An 18132-nucleotide genomic window follows, 5' to 3' on the forward strand; every position below is an offset into this window, starting at 1 on the left:
TGTATCAGCTCGTACGATCCTTACCCTGCTCACGGCGGAGCCTGCCTTGCCCAGTACCAGCCCCTATCGTGCGATCTTCGCCGCCCCCGGCGCCAAGGAGTTCTCCGCGGCCGGCTTCCTCGGGCGGATGACGCTGTCCATGGCGGGCATCGGCGTGGTCACCATGGTCTCCGAACTCACCGGCCGGTACGGGCTGGCGGGCGCCCTGTCGGCCACGCTGGCGCTCTCCGCCGCCTCCATCGGCCCGCAGATCTCCCGGCTGGTCGACCGGCACGGCCAGCGCCGGGTGCTGCGCCCGGCGACCCTCGTGGCGCTCACCGCCGTCTGCGGGCTGCTGCTGAGCGCGCACCGGGGCTGGCCGGACTGGACGCTGTTCGTCTTCGCCGCCGGGGCCGGCTGTGTGCCCAGCGTGGGCTCCATGGTGCGGGCCCGCTGGGCGGCGATCTACGGGGACTCCCCGCGCGAGCTGCACGCCGCGTACGCCTGGGAGTCCATCGTCGACGAGGTCTGCTTCATCCTCGGGCCGGTCATCTCGATCGGGCTGTCCACCACCTGGTTCCCGGAGGCGGGCCCGCTGCTGGCCGCCTGCTTCCTGGCGGCCGGGGTCTTCTCGCTGACCGCGCAGCGGGCCACCGAGCCCGTACCGCATCCGCGCGGGCAGCACACCGGCCGTTCGGCGCTGCGCTCGCGCGGGCTCCAGGTGCTGGTGGCCACCTTCGTGGCGACCGGCGCGATCTTCGGGGCGATCGACGTGGTGACAGTGGCCTTCGCCGAGGACGAGGGCCACAAGGGCGCGGCGAGCCTGGTCCTGGCGGTGTACGCGCTGGGCTCCTGTCTCGCGGGCGCGATCTTCGGGCTGCTGCGCCTGAGCGGATCGGTGTCCCGTCGTTGGTTGTGGGGTATTTGTGCGATCGCCGTGAGTATGATCCCGCTCCAACTGGTCGGGAACCTGCCGTTCCTGGCCGTGGCGCTCTTCGTCGCGGGCCTGGCCATCGCACCCACGATGGTCACCACCATGGCCCTCGTCGAACGCCACGTACCACGCGCGCATCTGACCGAGGGGATGACCTGGGTGAGCACCGGGCTCGCGGTCGGGGTGGCGCTCGGCTCGTCGGCCGCCGGATGGGTGGTGGACGCGGCCGGCGCCCGGGCGGGGTACGCGGTGCCGGCCGTGGCCGGGGTGTTCGCGGCGGCGGTGGCGTTCCTCGGGTACCGCCGGCTCCGGCCGGCGCCACAGCGGGAGGGGTCGGGTGCGGATGGCCGTCAAGACCATGAAGACCGTACGGAGCAGCGTGTGGCGTAACTGGGCCGGGAATGTGACGGCCCGCCCGGTGCGGAGCGTCGCGCCGTCGTCCACTCAGGAGCTGGCCGAGGTGGTCCGCCGGGCCGCGGCGGAGGGGCTGAAGGTGAAGGCGGTGGGCTCCGGGCACTCCTTCACCACCGCGGCCGCCACCGACGGGCTGCTGATACGCCCCGACCGCATGGCGGGCGTGCGCGGGCTGGACCGCGAGGCGGGGACCGTGACCGTCGCCGCCGGCACTCCGCTCCGGCAGCTCAACGAGACGCTGTCGGCCCATGGGCTGTCACTGGCCAATATGGGCGACATCATGGAGCAGACGGTGGCCGGGGCGACCGCCACCGGCACCCATGGCACCGGCCGGGACAGCGCCTCGATCGCCGCCCAGATCAAGGGCCTGGAGCTGGTGACGGCGGACGGTTCAGTGCTGCGCTGCTCGGCGACGGAGAACCCGGAGATCTTCGCGGCCGCCCGGATCGGGCTCGGCTCGCTCGGCGTGGTCAGCGCGATCACCTTCGCCGTGGAACCGGAGTTCCTGCTCACCGCGCGCGAGGAGCCGATGCCCTTCGACCGCGTCATGGCCGATTTCGAAAGGCTCGTGGCCGAGAACGAGCACTTCGAGTTCTACTGGTTCCCGCACACCGGCAACTGCAACACCAAGCGCAACAACCGCAGCACCGGCCCCGCCGCCCCGGTGGGCCGGGTCAGCGGCTGGGTGGACGACGAGCTGCTGTCCAACGGCATCTTCCAGGTGGCCTGTTCGGTGGGCCGGGCGGTCCCCGCCACCATCCCCGGAATCGCCAAAATCTCCAGCCGCGCCCTGTCTGCCCGGACCTACACGGACATCCCTTACAAAGTCTTCACCTCTCCGCGCCGAGTGCGCTTCCTGGAGATGGAGTACGCCGTGCCGCGCGAGGCCGCGGTCACGGTGCTGCGCGAGCTCAAGGCGACCGTCGACCGGTCCGGACTGCGGGTCAGCTTCCCGGTGGAGGTGCGCACCGCGCCCGCCGACGACATCCCGCTGTCCACCGCCTCCGGGCGCGAGACCGCGTACATCGCCGTGCATCTGTACCGGGGCACCCCGCACCGGGCGTACTTCACGGCGGCCGAGCAGATCATGATCGCCCACGGCGGCCGCCCGCACTGGGGCAAGCTGCACAGCCGCGACGCCGGCTACCTGTCCGGGGTCTATCCGCGGTTCGGGGAGTTCACGGCGGTACGCGACCGGCTGGACCCGGACCGGCTGTTCACCAACGACTATCTGCGGCGGGTGCTGGGCGACTGACGCGTCACGGCCCGCCGGTGGCGCCGGGCGTGGGCGTGGCGTCACCGGAACCATCCGTTCCGCCCTCCGTGGCACCGCCGGACGGGGTCCGGGAGGGGCCGGGGGCGGCGGGCGCGGAGGTGCCGGGCGCGGTCGTGCCCCCGGTGCCGCCCTCGGTCCCGGAGTCCTTGCCGGACTCGGACGATCCGGACGAACCGGGCGTCGGCGCGGTCGATGCGTCGGCCGTGCCGCCCCCGCGGGAGGTGCGCGGGGACGGTGCCGGATCGCCACCGCCCCGGGAGGCGCCGGGGCCATGGGACGGGGCGGCCGGGCCGCGGCGCGAGGGGCCGGGGGTGGACTTCGACCCCGAGGAGCCGCCCACGCTGTCGCTGACGGTGGTTCCGCTCCGGCTCTCCCCCCAGACGTTGGACACCGGGCCCCCGGAGAACATCTCGATCCCCGTGATGACGCTCATGGCGAGGACGAAGACCGCCAGCGCCCCGAGGACGTGGCGCCGCCTCCCGCGCAGCCGGGTGCCGTGCGTGGTCGGCTCGCCGTACTCGCCGGCCGACCCCTTCCGCCGGAGCGTGACGGGCCCGGCGGGCCGCCGGGGCCCCGTCTGGACCCGCACCTCCTTGATCTGCTCACCGGTGCGGTGGAACAGATGCTGGAAGACGGTGCCGCCCGCGGTCGCCACCACGCTCATCACACCGGCACCCAGGATCGTCCCGTAGACGCCCAGTTTGGAGGCGAGGACCGCGGCGGCGATGGCCGCCAGCGCGCTGCCGGCCACATGGGCCACGCTCAGCTCGATCCGCCCGTTCTTGGGTTGTCCGTCGCCGTCGGCCTTACCGTGCATCTCCCGCCTCGCTTGGACATTCGTTCCAGCCTGCAGGGAGAAGTGACCGATAAACGAAGCAGATCGTTCCGATTCTGTCGTTTCTGTGAAACTTGCCACCCAAATTGGGCCTCACTTCGAAGGATTCAGGCTCCGATCCCCCTTCCGGCCATGAACTCGGCTGGCGTGCCGCTCCACCCGAGCGGCCCGAATGGAGTACTGTGGCGAGCCCTGGCCCCGCTTTCCCGTCCGGCCGCCCGGACCCAGCGGGAGGGGTCAGAGGGCGGCAACCAACCGGCCCGGGCAACTCGGCAAAGTTGTGGCAGGCTGCACCCGGGCAGGCCACACTCGTCTAGCGGGAGAGCAGCGACGCAACCGTGACGTCGGCAGGCACCACCCGGGAGGTCCCCATGCCCGAACTGCGTGTCGTGGCCGTCAGCAACGACGGCACACGGCTGGTGCTCAAGGCTGCGGACAGCACGGAGTACACGCTTCCCATCGACGAGCGACTGCGCGCCGCGGTGCGCAATGACCGCGCTCGGCTCGGCCAGATCGAGATCGAGGTCGAGAGCCATCTGCGGCCCCGTGACATCCAGGCCCGTATACGTGCCGGCGCCACCGCCGAAGAGGTCGCGCAGATGGCGGGCATCCCCGTCGACCGCGTGCGGCGCTTCGAGGGCCCGGTGCTCGCGGAGCGCGCCTTCATGGCCGAGCGCGCCCGTAAGACTCCCGTGCGCCGCCCCGGCGAGAACACCGGACCGCAGCTCGGCGAGGCCGTAGCGGAGCGGCTGCTGCTGCGCGGCGCCGAGAAGGACACCACGCAGTGGGACTCCTGGCGGCGCGACGACGGCACCTGGGAGGTGCTGCTGGTCTACCGGGTCGCCGGTGAGCCGCACTCGGCGAGCTGGACCTACGACCCGCCCCGGCGGCTGGTCCAGGCGGTGGACGACGAGGCGCGGGCGCTGATCGGCGAGGCCGACGACACGCCCGAGCCCAGCTTCCCGTTCGTGCCGCGGATCGCCCGGCTGCCGCGGGACCGCGACCGGTCGTCCGAGCGCATCGACGACGACGCCCCGGCGGCCACGCCCGCGTCCGCCTCGCTGGACGACGGTCTCGGTGAGCGGGACTCGCTCACCAGCCTGCTGGAGGCCGTGCCCAACTTCCGGGGCGACATGGTCGTGCCGGAGGCGCCGGTCGCATCGGCCGCTCCGCCGGAGGAGCCCGCCGAGGAGCCGGAGGCCGTCGAGCCGCCCGCCTCCGCGGCGAGCGCGGGTTCGGCGTACGCGGATGTGCTGATGCCGCGTTCGGTGGCGGGCCACCGCGATCGGCTGACCGGTACGACGGACCGGCAGGCGGAGGCGGACGGCGTCCGCCCGGGCCGCCGGGCCGCGGTGCCGAGCTGGGACGAGATCGTCTTCGGCACCCGCCGCAAGAAGCAGGAGTAGCAGCGGAAGTAGCCGTCGGCCGCACCACGGCCGGCGGCGCCGATCCGGGCCCTGCCACCGCATGCGGTGGCAGGGCCCGTCGGCGTGTTCAGCCCCGCTCGGGTCCCGTGGCCACCGGACGGCCGCCGTCCGAGGACCATTCGCTCCAGGAGCCGACGTACAGCGCCGCCGGAACGCCCGCGACGGCCAGCGCCAGGACCTGGTGTGCGGCCGAGACCCCGGAGCCGCAGTACACCCCGACCTCGGCGTCCTCGGTGGCGCCCAGGGCCGCGAACCGCTCGGCCAGCCGGTCGGCGGGCAGGAAGTGACCGTCGGCGGTGACGTTCTCCACCGTGGGGGCGGAGACCGCGCCCGGGATATGGCCGCCGACGGGGTCGATGGGCTCGACCTCGCCCCGGTAGCGCTCGGCCGCGCGCGCGTCCAGCAGCACCCCGCGCCGCGCGAGTGCCGCCGCGTCGTCGGCCTCCAGCAGCGGCAGGGCCCCGGGCCGCGGGACGAAGTCGCCCTCGGGCCCGCCCGGTTCATCGGCGGTCAGGGCGCCGCCGACCGCCGTCCAGGCGGGCAGACCTCCGTCGAGCACCCTTACGGACGGATGCCCCGCCCAGCGCAGCAGCCACCACGCGCGCGCCGCGGCCCACCCCTGTCCGCCGTCGTACGCCACTACGCGCCGGTCCTGGCTCACCCCGGCCCGGCGCATCGCGGCCGCGAACGCGGAAAGATCGGGCAAGGGGTGGCGGCCGGTCTTCCCGGGCGGGGCCGCGAGCTCGGTGTCGAGATCGACGTAGACGGCACCCGGCAGATGCCCCGCCTCGTATGCGGGGCGGCCGGGCGGCCCGCCGAGCTGCCAGCGCACATCGAGCAGGAGCGGAGGCCGCTCCTTCGCCAGCTCACTCATGAGATCGGATGCGGTGATGATGGCATGCATAGGAACCATCCTTGCGTAGATATCTCTGCGTCGATTGGACCACCCGGTCACCCGGTGTACGGCTGGGTGACACCAGAGCGCAATGAAGCCGAAACAGACAAGCGGTAGTAATTCAGGCATTCTGCTGCGGGACACGGCGAATTGCGGTTCCGCCAGGGCGCCATGTGCGACAGGTGGTGAAAACATCGGTCGGGCCCCCCGCATCAGCACCTCCGCACGACCGCCCCGCGCCGCCGACCGGCCCGGGGCCGCATGTCCCACCACGATGGTCCGAGGAGAGAATGACGTATGACCGAGGCAGCGACTCGGCGCACACCGGGCACGCCCTGCTGGACGAGTCTGATGGTGCACAGCCTTGCCGCGACACAGGACTTCTACCACTCCCTGTTCGGCTGGGAGTTCACACCGGGCCCACAGCAGCTCGGCGCGTATGTCCGCGCGGTCCAGGCCGGCCGGCCGGTCGCCGGGTTGAGCGAGCTGCCTCCGGAACGCCATTTGCCCGTGGCCTGGACGACCTATCTGGCGTCCGACGACGCCGATGAGACCGCCGAGATGATCCGCGCCTGTGGCGGCACCGTGGCGGTGGGCCCGCTGGACGCCGACGAGGCCGGCCGGATGCTGATCGCCGCAGACCCCGAGGGCGCGGTGTTCGGGGTGTGGCAGGAGTCCACGTACGCGGCGGAGGAGACCGGGGCGCCGGGCACCCCGGTCTGGCACGAGCTGCTGACCCGTGAGGGCACCGGGGTCCACAAGTTCTACCGGATGGTCTTCGGCTACCAGGCGGAGACGGCGGCCGGGGAGGAGCCGGGCTGCCGCACCCTGCACCTGGACGGCCGGCCGGTCTGCGCGATCCAGAGCGTGGGCGACGCCCTGCCGCGCGACCGGGGCCCGTACTGGATGACGCACTTCGCGGTGGACGACGTGGACGACACGGTGCGCCGGGTGACCGAGCTGGGCGGTCAGGTGGTGCGGCCGCCGTCGCGGGGAGCCACCGGCCACCGGGCCACGGTGCGGGACCCGGAAGGGGCCGCCTTCACCGTCGTACGACGCGCCGAGGGATAGTCGGGAGCGCCGGCCGGAGGGCCAGGGGCTGATCCACGGGACACCCCTCAGTCGACGGGCAGCACTTCCGGTGACAGGGCGGCGGCGCGCGCTCCGGCGGCCGTCACCCGGCGCCGGTGGTGACGTCGGCACAGCACCTCGTAACCCACCTCGCTCTCCGGCCGGTTGACGTCGCCCACGACGACTTGGGCGCCCTCGACGACCATCTGGCCGCCGACGGTACGGGCGTTGTGCGTCGCCCGGGCGCCGCACCAGCACAGCGCCTCCACCTGCAGCACCTCCACCCGGTCGGCGAGCTCCACCAGGCGCTGGGAGCCGGGGAAGAGCTTGCTGCGGAAGTCGGTGGTGATGCCGAAGGCGAAGACGTCCAGCTCCAGGTCGTCGACCACCCGGGCGAGTTGGTCGATCTGCGGCGGGGTCAGGAACTGCGCCTCGTCCACGATGACGTAGTCGACCCGGCCCCCGGCGGTCAGCGCTTGGACCACATGGTCGTAGAAGTCGAGGTCGTCGGCGACCTCGACCGCCTCGGTGGCCAGCCCCAGCCGTGAGGAGAGCTTGCCCTCGCCCGCCCGGTCGTCCCGGGTGTAGATCATGCCCTGGAGCCCTCGCGCCGAGCGGTTGTGCTGGATCTGCAGAGCGAGGGTGCTCTTTCCGCAGTCCATCGTTCCGGAAAAGAACACCAGCTCGGGCATGGGGAGGCGGAGCCTTTCGTAGGGCGGGGGTGAACGGGGTTGCTCAGGAGCGTACTTCGAGGAGCGGCACCAGCTGCTCCACGGGGGTCATCGAACCGTGCAGCCCGACCATGGCGGACTCCTTCGGCTCGGTGTGCGAGGCGACGATCGCGACGTCGTCGCGCGCGGCGGCCACGATATCGCCGATCCGCCGGTAGACCCGGTCGTCGACGCCCTTACCGCCGCCATCGGCGCCGCCGGGCCCGCCGAACCAGCCCGCCTCGATGGCCTCGTCACGGCCGGCCACCCACATCCGCTCCCCCAGCACCTCACGCCAGACGGCCAGCACATCGCCCGCGGCGCCGGGGACGGCGTACACATGGCGGGCGCGGCCCTCGCCGCCCAGCAGCGAGACGCCCGCGCGCAGCTCCCAGTCCTCGTCGAAGTCGATGCGCGACTCCGGGTCGAAGGGGATATCGATCATGCCGTGGTCGGCGGTGACATAGAGCGCCGAGCGGGGCGGAAGCTGTTCGGCGAGCCGCTGGGCGAGCCCGTCGACATAGCGGAGCTGATCACGCCACTCGGGCGAGTCCACGCCGAAGCGGTGCCCCTTGCCGTCCACCTCGCTGTAGTACGTGTAGACGAGCGAGCGGCCCGCGGCGCCGAGTTGCTCGGCCGCGAGGTCCATCCGCTCCTCGCCGGTCAGCCGCCCGTGGAAGGTGCCGCCGCTCAGCGCGATCTTGGTGAGCGGGGTCTCGGCGAAGGTCGGCGCGGAGACCTGGCAGGTGTGCACGCCCGCGGCGTCCGCGAGCTGGAAGACGGTCGGATACGGCTGCCAGGCGTGCGGATCCGTCCAGGGCTGCCAGCGCAGCTGGTTCATCAGCTGGCCGGTGCCGGGGTCCCGGACCGTATAGCCGGGCAGGCCGTGGGCGCCGGGAGGCAGCCCGGTGCCCACCGAGGCGAGCGAGGTCGCGGTGGTGGACGGGAAGCCCGCGGTGAGCGGCTTCCCGGCACCGCCCAGCGAGCTGGGCAGCAGCGAGGTCAGGAAGGGCGCCTCGCCGGGGTGGGCGCGCAGCAGCTCCCAGCCGAGGCCGTCGACCAGGAAGACGCAGACACGGTCGGCGGGTGCGAGCGCCAGATCGGAGGAGAGCCCGGGGACCTCCTGACCCGCGGCGATGGCCGGCAGCAGATCGGCGAGCGAGCCGGTGCCGTACTTCGGCAGGGGGGCGGAGCGGGGGTCGAGCGGGGTGGGCTCGGGCCAGAAGGAGGCGGCGGAGGGCAGCGGGCCGGTGGTGGAGCCGGACATCAGCGGCCGGTGTCCGGCGTGGCCGCGGTGGCCTCGGAGAGCGCCTGGGCGAACGAAAGGGTCTGGCGGACGGTGTCGGGGCCGTCCCCCGCCTCGCTGACGCGCAGGCTGAGGTCGTCGGCGGTGGACGAGCCCGTGTAGCCGTGGTCGGCCTCGCAGTTGGGGTCGCCGCAGGCGGCGGGCTCCAGGTCGAGGCGGCTGACGGCCCCCCAGCCGATGGTCAGCACGACCTCGCGGGGCAGCGTGCCCGGCGTGTACGACTCGGGGTTGGCGACGACCCGGCTGAGCACGACCGAGGAGATCCGCTGGAGCTTCACGGACTCGGTGGAGGTGGTGGCGTACGGCGAGGGGGAGGTACCGTCCGCGGCCTGCTCGTCGGTGTGGCTGACGATGAAGCGGTTGCCGGTGAGGACCAGGACCGTGACATGGCGGCGGACCTCGTTGGCGTCGAAGGTGGTCTCCTGATGGACCAGGTACGACACGATGGGCTCACCGCCCACGGCGGCCTCCACCGCTTCGGCCACGAGTGCCGGGTAATAGCCGCTGCGCTCGATCGCCGCGCGCAGCCCCTGGGTCGTCGTACCGGTCTTCGCCATGTGCACCATCCTACGGGGCCGCGCCGACACCGGCGCCGGTGCCCGCCAAGGCGCCGGACGACTCAGTAGGCGGGCATGTGGCGGGGGCCCAGGTCGGTGCGCGGGGGCGGCGGGGCGAGCCGCGCCGAGGCGCCGAGCACGGAGAGGCCCTGCTGGGCGACCACGACGGGTTCGAGGTCGACGGCGACCATCTCGGGATGGTCGTCCACCAGGCGGGACACCCGCAGCAGCAGTTCCTCCAGGGCCGCGGTGTCCACCGGCTTGGAGCCGCGCCAGCCGAACAGCAGCGGCGCGGTCCGGATGGACCGGATCAGCTCGGCGGCGTCCCGGCCGGTGACGGGGACGAGGCCGTGGGCGGTGTCGCCGAGCAGTTCGGAGGGGGCGCCGGCGAGCCCGAAGGAGAGCACGGCCCCGGCGGCGGGGTCGATGGCGGCCCGTACGACGGTGTCCACGCCGCGTGGCGCCATCCGCTGCACGACCAGCCCCAGTTCCTGGGGCCGTCCCAGGTAGTCGGTCAACTCGGCGTAGGCCCGGCGCAGTTCCGTCTCGCTGCCCAGCTCCAGCCGTACCCCGCCCAGGTCGGCGCGGTGGCGCAGGTGGGCGGCGGTGGGCTTGAGCGCGACCGGGAAGCCGAGCCGCTCGGCGGCCCGCACGGCGGCGTCGGGGTCGGGCGCGGGGAGGGCGGGCAGCACGCTGACGCCGTAGCGGGCCAGGAGGCGCTGGGTGTCGGCGGCGGACAGCTCGACGCCGAGGCCCGCGTCGTCGCCGGTCCCGCCGCCCGCGCCGTCGCCCGGGGTGCCGTCGGCCGGGGCGAGCAGCACCTGGATGTCGGCGGCCGCACCCGCCTCGTCGATGTCGTCGTATTCGGGGACCCGCCCGGGCTCGGCGGCCTCCTGCCGCCAGCGCGCGTACCGCACGGCCTCGGCGAGCGCGCGCACGGCCCGCTCGGCGGCGGGGTAGGCGGGGATCCGGCGGGTGCCAGGGGCGGGCTCGCCGCCGGTGCCGGCCAGGGCCTCCGCGAGCTCCTGGATCTCCAGGTGGACCACGGCCACCGGCTTGGCCGGATCGGGCCCGGAAGCCTGGGCCGCCTCCCTTACGGCCGTGGCGAGGGCCTCCGCGCTGCCGTCGCCGTCCCCTGGGCCGGTATTTCCGTCGCCGACCCAGGGGATGGCGGTGACGACGACGGCGTCGCAGGCGTCGTCGGTAAGGGCCTCGGTCAAGGCGCGCCGGAAGTCCTCCGGGGCGGCGGCCGTGGTCAGGTCCCGGGGCGGCAGCGGGCGGAGCCCCTCGGTGAGGCAGGCGTCGTAGGTGATCAGGCCGAGCGACTCGGAGTTGCCGAGGATGGCGACGCGCGGACCGGCGGGCAGCGGCTGGGAGGCGAGCAGCACCCCGGTGTCGGCGAGTTCGGTGACGGTGTCGACCCGGATGACGCCCGCCTGCCGCAGCAGATCGGAGACGGTGGCGTCCGGGATCTGGGTGGTGGGCACGGCATGGCCGGTGGGGGCGCTGCCGGTGTGGCGGGCGCCCTTGACGACGACCACCGGTTTGACGGCGGCAGTGCGCCGGGCGAGCCGGGTGAACTTGCGGGGGTTGCCGATCGACTCCAGGTACATCAGGACGACATCGGTGCGCGGATCGTCGTACCAGTACTGGAGGAGGTCGTTGCCCGAGACGTCGGCGCGGTTCCCCGCGGACACGAAGGTCGATATCCCCGCGATCCCGGCGAGGCTCGCCAGCCCGGCGCCGCGCCGGTGCAGCCCGGACAGCAGCGCGATGCCGATCGCCCCGGACTGGGTGAACAGGCCCAGCCGCCCGGGGTTGGGCAGCTGCGGGGACAGGGAGGCGTTCAGCCGGACGCCGTCGGCGGTGTTGCTGACGCCGAAGGCGTTGGGGCCGATGAGGCGCATGCCGTAGGACCGGGCCTGGCGGACGAGGTCGCGCTGCCGGTCGCGGCCCTCGCTCCCGCTCTCGGCGTATCCGGCGGAGAGCACGACGAGGCCCTGGACGCCGTGCTCGCCGCATTCGGCCACGACGGCGGACACCCGCTCGGCGGGAACGGCGACGACGGCCAGGTCCACGGGCTCCTCTATGGCGCGCAGCGAGCGGTGGGCCGGGACGCCCTCGGGCTCAAGGCGCGCCATGTCGTCGGGGAAGGCGTGGTTGACGGCGTGGACGCGCCCCGTGAAGCCGCCGTCCAGGAGGTTGCGCAGCACGGTGCGGCCGACACCGCCGGGCGTGCGGCTGGTGCCGATGACGGCGACGGAGCCGGGCGCGAGCAGCCGCTGGACGGATCGGGCCTCGGCCCGCTGCTCGCGGGCGCGCATGACGGCCAGGGAGCGGTCGGTGGGTTCGAGGTCGAATTCGAGGCGGACGACGCCGTCCTCGAAGCTGCGCTTCTGGGTGTAGCCCGCGTCCGTGAACACCTTGATCATCTTGGTGTTGGCGGGCAGCACCTCGGCGGCGAACCGGCGGATGTCGCGCTCGCGCGCGACCGCGGCGATGTGTTCGAGGAGCGCCGAGGCCACCCCGCGGCCCTGGTGGGCGTCCTGGACGAGGAAGGCGACCTCGGCCTCGTCGGCGGGGGCCGCGGCCGGCATCCCCCGTCCGTCGATGCGGTCGTAGCGCACCGTAGCGATGAACTCATCCCCCACGATGGCCGCCAGGCCCACCCGGTCGACGTAGTCGTGGTGGGTGAAGCGGTGGACGTCGCGGTCGGACAGGCGGGGGTAGGGGGCGAAGAAGCGGTAGTACTTCGACTCGTCCGAGACCCGCTCGTAGAAGCTGACCAGCCGCTGGGCGTCATCAGGGGTGATGGGACGGATCTGTGCCGTGCCGCCGTCCCGGAGCACCACATCGGCTTCCCAGTGGGTCGGGTAGGCGTGATGGTCCGACGGGCTCCGCATGGGGCCCAGGGTACGGGCCCGCCCGGTCCGGATGGTGGACACCCTTGCGTCGGGGCCGAGTGTCGGGGGAAGGTCCGTATCGGGCCAGTCCGGGCACGCCCGGGCCCACTCGGACATCGACCGGGTGAATCCGGACACCGTATGATTTTGGTCTAGACAACAGCACCCGTCACACCTGAAGGGCAACACCATGGCTGAGCGCCGCGTCACCATCGGCTGGGCCGAGGGCCTGCACGCCCGCCCTGCGTCGATCTTCGTCCGGGCGGCCACCGCCGCCGGCGTCCCCATCACGATCGCCAAGGGCGACGGCACCCCGGTCAACGCCGCCTCCATGCTGGCCGTGCTGGGCCTGGGCGCCCAGGGCGGCGAGGAGGTCGTCCTCGCCTCCGACGCGGACGATGCCGAGGTCGCGCTCGACCGGCTGGCGAAGCTGGTGGCGGAGGGCCTCGAGGAGCTTCCCGAGACCGTCTGATCCACCGCCCGATGCACATGTGATTCCCGTGTGATTCAAAGGTTCGGCACGGCGGGGCCGCGGTGACCATTTACGGCCACCGCGGCCCCGCTATTTTTCCGTTTCCACCCGGACTCGGCGCCCCGAAAACCGGGCGCCGCGAAACCACGCAGAGAATTCCCGAGAGTTGTATACGGGATCGCTGTTAATTCCGGCCGCTCGCCGTGTTTACGGAATGTTTCGAAGCCCTCACCGGGATGGGGCGGCGCGACCGGTATTCCGCCAGCGCGCGCTCGGTGTGCGCGGCGGCGAGCGCCCGCGCCCGGTCGGCGTCGCCGCGCGCCACCGCGTCCACCAGTGCGCCGTGCTCCGCCCAGGACTCCACGGCCCGCGCGCCCGGGTCGGGGTGCCGGGCGCCCCCGGGCGGTGCGGGCTGCGGTACGGGAGCGGCCGCGTACACCCACGCGGTCTTGCGGCGCAGCTGGACGAGCATCGCGGCCAGGCTCGGGCTGCCGGACGCCTGGGCGAGGGTCTCGTGGAACCAGTCGCCCAGCGGCCGCAGCTCGCCCAGCCGACCGTGCTGGGCCCGCTCCCGGCCGAGCCGGACCAGCCCGCGCAGCACCTTCAGATGGGCCTCGGTGCGGCGCTGTGCGGCCCGCGCGGCGCCCAGCGGCTCCAGGAGCGCCCGGATGTCCAGCAGATCGGCCGCCTCGCGCTCGGAGGGCTGGGCGACGCAGGCCCCCGCGTGCCGCCGGGTCGTCACGAAGCCCTCGGACTCCAGGGTGCGCAGGGCCTCGCGGACCGGCACCCGCGAGACGCCGTAGCGCCGGGCGAGAAGTTCCTCGGTGAGCCGGCTGCCGGGCTGATATGTGCCGGAGACGATGTCGTCGCGAATCGCCGTGCACACCGCATGCGCCGAAATCCGGCGACCGCCCTGGACCGCGGTCATATCCCCGCTCACTTCCGGTCCCACATTGTCGAACCTCCGCCTTAACGCCCGCGAAACGCACCCATGGAACGCGCGTTGAACGACTCTATTCCAATCGGACGTCATTTCCGATGGCGGAGTGCATTTCATGGATATTTTTTGGTCAGCGGGCGGCGGCACGCCGAAGGCCCCGTCCGGTGGACGGGGCCTTCTCGGAGTCTCACGGGACCGCGGGCGTGCGCGGAGCCTCGCGGGGTCGGACGTTCGCGGAGTCCCGCGAGGTCAGACGTTGACGCCGTGCGAGCGCAGATACGACAGGGGGTCGATGTCCGAGCCGTAGTCCGGGCTGGTGCGGGCCTCGAAGTGCAGATGCGGTCCGGTGACGTTGCCGGTGGCGCCCGACAGGCCGATCTGCTGGCCGGGGGTGACCTTCTGGCCGACCGAGACGCTGATCGACGACAGATGGCCGTACTGGGTGTAGGTGCCGTCGTTCATCTTGATGACGACGTTGTTGCCGTAGGAGCCGCCCCAGCCCGCCTCGACGATCTCGCCCATGCCCACGGAGTGCACCGAGGTGCCGGAGGAGGCGTGGAAGTCGATGCCGGTGTGGCTGCCGGAGGACCACAGCCCGCTGGCCGCCTCGTAGCCGGTGGAGACGTAGGAGCCGCTGATCGGCGATTCGAAGGTGTTGAGGCGCTTGCGCTCGGCCTCGCGCGCCGCGCGCTCCTTGGCCTCGCGCTCGGCCTTGGCCTTCTTCGCCGCGGCCTCCGCCTTTCTGGCGGCCTCCTGGCGGGCGATCGTCTCCGCCTTGGCCTTGGCGGCGGCCTGCTCGGCGGCGGTCTCCTGGGACTGCGCCTGCTCCTCGATGTGGTCCGCGATCCCGTCGCCGATCACGATCGCCTGGGTCAGACCGGTCTGCTGGGAATTGGGGCCGGTGTCGGCTGCGAACGCCTGTCCGGTGATCCCGGCGACGACACCCGAGGCGACGGTGGTGATGCCCACGACGTTCGCGCCGGTGCGGACGTTGACCTTGGTGGTGCGGCGGTGTTTCCCGGTGGCAGTGCGGGTGGACGCCATGCTGAGGCGCACTCCTTCCTTCCTTCTCGCCTACCGGGTTAGCTGACGGGTTCGGAGCAGGAAGGTCTCCTACGGACTCCTCCCCCGGCCGGGGAAGGCGCCCGATTCACCCCTGGGGACGTGTGGGTCCCCGGCTCCCCTGGCTCGCGCCGTACGGGGACTCGGCGATGACTGTCCGTGCCGCGGGTGCGGCGGGTTGCCGGCGAACAGCCGGACTGACGCTAAACGGGCCCGCTTTCGATCACCAAACGGTTCCGGTTTTTTGTTGCTCTCCCCACAAACCAAACAAGCCGTCACTGCCGCAAATCGGGCATGAAGGAAGGACCCCGGCACCCTTACGGGGGCCGGGGTCCTTCCGTTGCGAGCTCGTCGAGCGGACCGTCTGCCGGATCGGCAGCGAACTCGGATCGTCAGTGAGTCGGCCAGGTGGTCGGCTCCTCGGCCAGATCCAGCCAATCGGCCAACTCCGGGCGGCTCAGCCGGAGATGACGCGCACCTCACCGATGCCCAGCGCCCTGACCGGCTCCTCGATCACCGAGGCATCCCCGACCAGCACCGTGACCAGCCGGTCCGCCGGGAAGGCGCTCACCACCGCGGCGGTCGCCTCCACCGTGCCGGTCTCCGCGAGGCGGGCGTACAACTGCGCCTGGAAATCGTCCGGAAGGTGCTGCTCGACCTGGTCGGCGAGGGTGCCCGCGACGGACGCCGCCGTCTCGTACTTCAGCGGGGCGACGCCCACCAGGTTCTGCACCGCGACATCGCGCTCCTCGTCGGTGAGCCCCTCCTCCTTCAGCGTGCGCAGCACCTTCCAGAGGTCCTCCAGCGCGGGTCCGGTGACCTCGGTGGCCACCGAGCCGCTGATCGCCAGCATCGCGGCGCCCGCGGAGCCGCCCGAGGGAGCCGGGGGCGCGGAGCGCAGCACCTGGCCGAAGGCGCGCACCCCGTAGGTGTAGCCCTTCTCCTCGCGCAGCACACGGTCGAGGCGGGAGGTGAGGGTGCCGCCCAGGCAGTACGTGCCGAGCACCTGCGCGGGCCAGATCCGGTCATGGCGGTCGGCGCCGACGCGCCCGATGAGCAGCTGGGTCTGCACCGCGCCCGGCCGGTCGACGATCACCACACGGCCGAGGTCGTCCGCGACGATCGGGGGAACCGCGCGCGGCGCGCCCGCCCCGCCCGTCCAGGCACCCAGGGTGTCGGCGAGCGCCCCGTCGAGGTCGACCCCGGTGAGGTCGCCCACGATGACGGCGGTGGCCGTGGAGGGGCGGACATGCGCCTCGTAGAACGCCCGCACGGCCGCGGCGTCGATGCCCTCGATGGTCTCCTGGGTGCCCTGGCGCGGCCGGGACATCCGCGACTCGGCCGGGAAGAGGGCCGCGGAGAGGGCCATCGAGGCGCGGCGGGCCGGGTTGGCCAGCTCATGGGGGATCTCGTCCAGCCGGTTGCGCACCAGCCGCTCGACCTCGCCGTCCGGGAAGGCGGGGGCGCGCAGGGCGTCGGCCAGCAGACCGAGCGCCTTGGGCAGCCGGGAGACCGGGACCTCGAGGGAGACGCGGACGCCGGGGTGGTCGGCATGCGCGTCCAGCGTGGCGCCGCAGCGCTCGAGCTCGGCGGCGAACTCCTCGGCGTCGTGCTTGTCGGTGCCCTCCGACAGGGCGCGCGCCATGATCGTGGCGACGCCCTCGAGCCCGGCCGGCTCGGCGTCCAGCGGCGCCTCCAGATTGATCTCGACGGCGACGACCTGCTGGCCGGGGCGGTGGCAGCGCAGCACGGTAAGGCCGTTGGGCAGCTGACCGCGCTCGGGGGCCGGGAACGCCCACGGCTTGGGCGCGCCGCCCTTGGGCTGCGGGTGGAAGGTCATGGTCGCGGTGACGGCGTCGCTCACTGGGCCGCCTCCCCTTCTGCGTCGGTCTCGGCGGTGTCGGCTGCGTCCTCGGCGCCCTGGACGGGCTCGTAGACCAGCACGGCACGGTTGTCGGGGCGCAGCCGCGCCGCGGCCACGGCCCGCACCTCCTCGGCGGTGATGTCGAGCACCCGCTCCACCGCGGTCAGCGCCAGCTGCGGATCGCCGAAGAGCACGGCGTACCGGCACAGCTCGTCGGCCCGGCCGCCGACCGTGGCCAGCCGGTCCAGCCACTCGCGCTCGATCTGCGCCTGCGCCCGCTCCATCTCCTGCGGCGTCGGCCCCTCCTCGGCGAAGCGGGCCAGCTCCTCGTCGACGGCGGTCTCGATGGCCGGCACCTCGACACCGCCGGAGGTCTTCACGTCCAGCCAGCCCAGCGAGGGGGCGCCGGACAGCCGCAGCAGGCCGAATCCGGCGGCCACGGCGGTGCGGTCGCGGCGCACCAGGCGGTTGTGGAGCCGGGAGGACTCCCCGCCGCCGAGGACGGTCAGCGCCAGATCGGCGGCGTCGGCCTCCCGGGTGCCGTCATGCGGCAGCCGGTAGGCGGCCATCAGGGCGCGGGCCGGGACCTCCTCCTCCACGACCTCGCGCAGCTGGCCGCCGATCACCTCCGGGAGCGTGCCGTCGCGGGGCGGCCGCTTGCCGTCGTGGGAGGGGATGGAGCCGAAGTACTTCTCGATCCAGGCGAGCGTCTGCTCGGGGTCGATGTCGCCGACGATCGACAGCACGGCGTTGTTCGGCGCGTAGTAGGTGCGGAAGAACTCCCGCGCGTCCTCCAGGGAGGCCGCGTCCAGGTCGGCCATGGAGCCGATCGGGGTGTGGTGGTACGGGTGGCCCTCGGGGTACGCCATGGAGACGAGCTTCTCGAAGGCGGTGCCGTACGGGACGTTGTCGTACCGCTGGCGGCGCTCGTTCTTGACGACGTCGCGCTGGTTCTCCAGGCTCTCCTCGTCCAGCGCGGTCAGGAGGGACCCCATCCGGTCGGCCTCCAGCCACAGGGCGAGCTCGACCTGGTGGGCGGGCATGGTCTCGAAGTAATTGGTGCGCTCGAAGCTGGTCGTGCCGTTGAGCGAGCCGCCGGCCCCCTGCACCAGCTCGAAGTGGCCGTTGCCGGCCACCTGCGCCGAGCCCTGGAACATCAGGTGCTCGAAGAGGTGGGCCAGACCGGTGCGCCCCTTGACCTCATGGCGCGATCCGACGTCGTACCACAGACAGACCGCGGCGACCGGGGTCAGATGGTCCTCGGAGAGCACCACGCGCAGGCCATTGGCCAGGCGGTGCTCAGTCGCTTTCAGGCCGCCGGAGCCGGCCTGCTGCGTGGCCGTGTGACCCATGGGCATGTACGTCCCTTCGATCGCGTGATGGAGCGCGTGCCAGCCGCATGCGCAGCGCTTCTGTCACTGTATGCAAGGGGACGGACATCTGGCGAAGTTCCGGTCCGTTCCCGTCCTCCCGAGCTGCCCCGAACC

Annotated in this window: 15 protein-coding genes and 1 riboswitch; of the genes, 5 read left to right on the plus strand and 10 right to left on the minus strand. The window is 72.9% G+C overall.

Annotation, left to right across the window (positions count from 1 at the left end):
* The first annotated feature begins 46 nt into the window (after positions 1–46).
* Both ACFYOY_RS26675 and ACFYOY_RS26680 read left to right on the plus strand, forming a co-directional pair.
* A complete protein-coding gene (locus ACFYOY_RS26675; RefSeq protein ID WP_351879285.1) occupies positions 47–1303 on the plus strand; it encodes an MFS transporter in 1257 nt (418 codons plus the stop codon).
* Positions 1257–2582: a D-arabinono-1,4-lactone oxidase gene (locus ACFYOY_RS26680; RefSeq protein ID WP_351879288.1), complete on the plus strand. Its 1326-nt coding sequence runs from the start codon at positions 1257–1259 to the stop codon at positions 2580–2582. The genes ACFYOY_RS26675 and ACFYOY_RS26680 overlap by 47 nt, the downstream gene beginning before the upstream one ends.
* Positions 2583–2586: 4 nt before the next feature.
* On the opposite strand, the gene ACFYOY_RS26685 is transcribed toward ACFYOY_RS26680, so the two are convergent.
* On the minus strand, positions 2587–3420 hold the full coding sequence (locus tag ACFYOY_RS26685; RefSeq protein ID WP_388590068.1) for a hypothetical protein: 834 nt from the start codon (positions 3418–3420) through the stop codon (positions 2587–2589).
* Between the two features lie 356 nt (positions 3421–3776).
* On the opposite strand from ACFYOY_RS26685, the gene sepH reads away from it, so the two are divergent.
* Positions 3777–4844, plus strand: coding sequence for a septation protein SepH (gene sepH, locus ACFYOY_RS26690; protein ID WP_388590071.1), 1068 nt, complete (start codon positions 3777–3779; stop codon positions 4842–4844).
* Positions 4845–4932: 88 nt separating this feature from the next.
* Here the strand turns inward: sepH and ACFYOY_RS26695 are convergent, their stop codons facing one another.
* Positions 4933–5769, minus strand: a complete 837-nt coding sequence (locus ACFYOY_RS26695; protein ID WP_351879297.1) for a sulfurtransferase — start codon at positions 5767–5769, stop codon at positions 4933–4935.
* Between the two features lie 288 nt (positions 5770–6057).
* Here ACFYOY_RS26695 and ACFYOY_RS26700 point away from each other — a divergent pair, with 288 nt between their 5' ends.
* Positions 6058–6831, plus strand: a complete 774-nt coding sequence (locus ACFYOY_RS26700) for a VOC family protein (protein WP_388590074.1) — start codon at positions 6058–6060, stop codon at positions 6829–6831.
* Positions 6832–6878: 47 nt separating this feature from the next.
* Here ACFYOY_RS26700 and ACFYOY_RS26705 read toward each other — a convergent pair whose 3' ends face one another.
* The 4 genes from ACFYOY_RS26705 to ACFYOY_RS26720 all read right to left on the minus strand — a co-directional run bounded on the left by ACFYOY_RS26705 (position 6879) and on the right by ACFYOY_RS26720 (position 12307).
* Positions 6879–7523, minus strand: coding sequence for a thymidine kinase (locus ACFYOY_RS26705; RefSeq protein WP_351879303.1), 645 nt, complete (start codon positions 7521–7523; stop codon positions 6879–6881).
* A gap of 43 nt (positions 7524–7566) precedes the next feature.
* Positions 7567–8808, minus strand: a complete 1242-nt coding sequence (locus tag ACFYOY_RS26710) for a nucleotide pyrophosphatase/phosphodiesterase family protein (protein ID WP_351879306.1) — start codon at positions 8806–8808, stop codon at positions 7567–7569.
* Complete coding sequence (locus tag ACFYOY_RS26715) at positions 8808–9404, minus strand: DUF5998 family protein (RefSeq protein WP_237511827.1); 597 nt, start codon at positions 9402–9404, stop codon at positions 8808–8810. The genes ACFYOY_RS26710 and ACFYOY_RS26715 overlap by 1 nt, the downstream gene beginning before the upstream one ends.
* A 62-nt stretch (positions 9405–9466) precedes the next feature.
* Complete coding sequence (locus ACFYOY_RS26720; protein WP_351879309.1) at positions 9467–12307, minus strand: GNAT family N-acetyltransferase; 2841 nt, start codon at positions 12305–12307, stop codon at positions 9467–9469.
* Positions 12308–12497: 190 nt separating this feature from the next.
* Between ACFYOY_RS26720 and ACFYOY_RS26725 the strand changes: the two genes are divergently transcribed.
* Positions 12498–12779 (plus strand): HPr family phosphocarrier protein, encoded by a 282-nt coding sequence (locus tag ACFYOY_RS26725; RefSeq protein WP_020867963.1) that lies wholly within the window; start codon positions 12498–12500, stop codon positions 12777–12779.
* A 184-nt stretch (positions 12780–12963) separates the two neighbouring features.
* Here ACFYOY_RS26725 and ACFYOY_RS26730 read toward each other — a convergent pair whose 3' ends face one another.
* The 4 genes from ACFYOY_RS26730 to ACFYOY_RS26745 all read right to left on the minus strand — a co-directional run bounded on the left by ACFYOY_RS26730 (position 12964) and on the right by ACFYOY_RS26745 (position 18003).
* Complete coding sequence (locus ACFYOY_RS26730) at positions 12964–13707, minus strand: GntR family transcriptional regulator (protein WP_388590080.1); 744 nt, start codon at positions 13705–13707, stop codon at positions 12964–12966.
* 261 nt (positions 13708–13968) lie between these two features.
* On the minus strand, positions 13969–14763 hold the full coding sequence (locus tag ACFYOY_RS26735) for a M23 family metallopeptidase (RefSeq protein WP_388590083.1): 795 nt from the start codon (positions 14761–14763) through the stop codon (positions 13969–13971).
* Between the two features lie 12 nt (positions 14764–14775).
* Positions 14776–14940, minus strand: a riboswitch (cyclic di-AMP (ydaO/yuaA leader).
* Between the two features lie 298 nt (positions 14941–15238).
* Complete coding sequence (locus tag ACFYOY_RS26740) at positions 15239–16645, minus strand: pitrilysin family protein (RefSeq protein ID WP_351879318.1); 1407 nt, start codon at positions 16643–16645, stop codon at positions 15239–15241.
* The gene (locus tag ACFYOY_RS26745) at positions 16642–18003 is read right to left on the minus strand and encodes a pitrilysin family protein (protein ID WP_351879321.1); all 1362 of its coding nucleotides are present in this window, start codon (positions 18001–18003) and stop codon (positions 16642–16644) included. Before ACFYOY_RS26745 ends, ACFYOY_RS26740 begins: the two co-directional genes overlap by 4 nt.
* Positions 18004–18132: the final 129 nt, after the last annotated feature.

Origin of the sequence: Streptomyces sp. NPDC007875, assembly GCF_042868035.1 — a bacterium.
Taxonomy (GTDB): Bacteria; Actinomycetota; Actinomycetes; order Streptomycetales; family Streptomycetaceae; genus Streptomyces; species Streptomyces antimycoticus.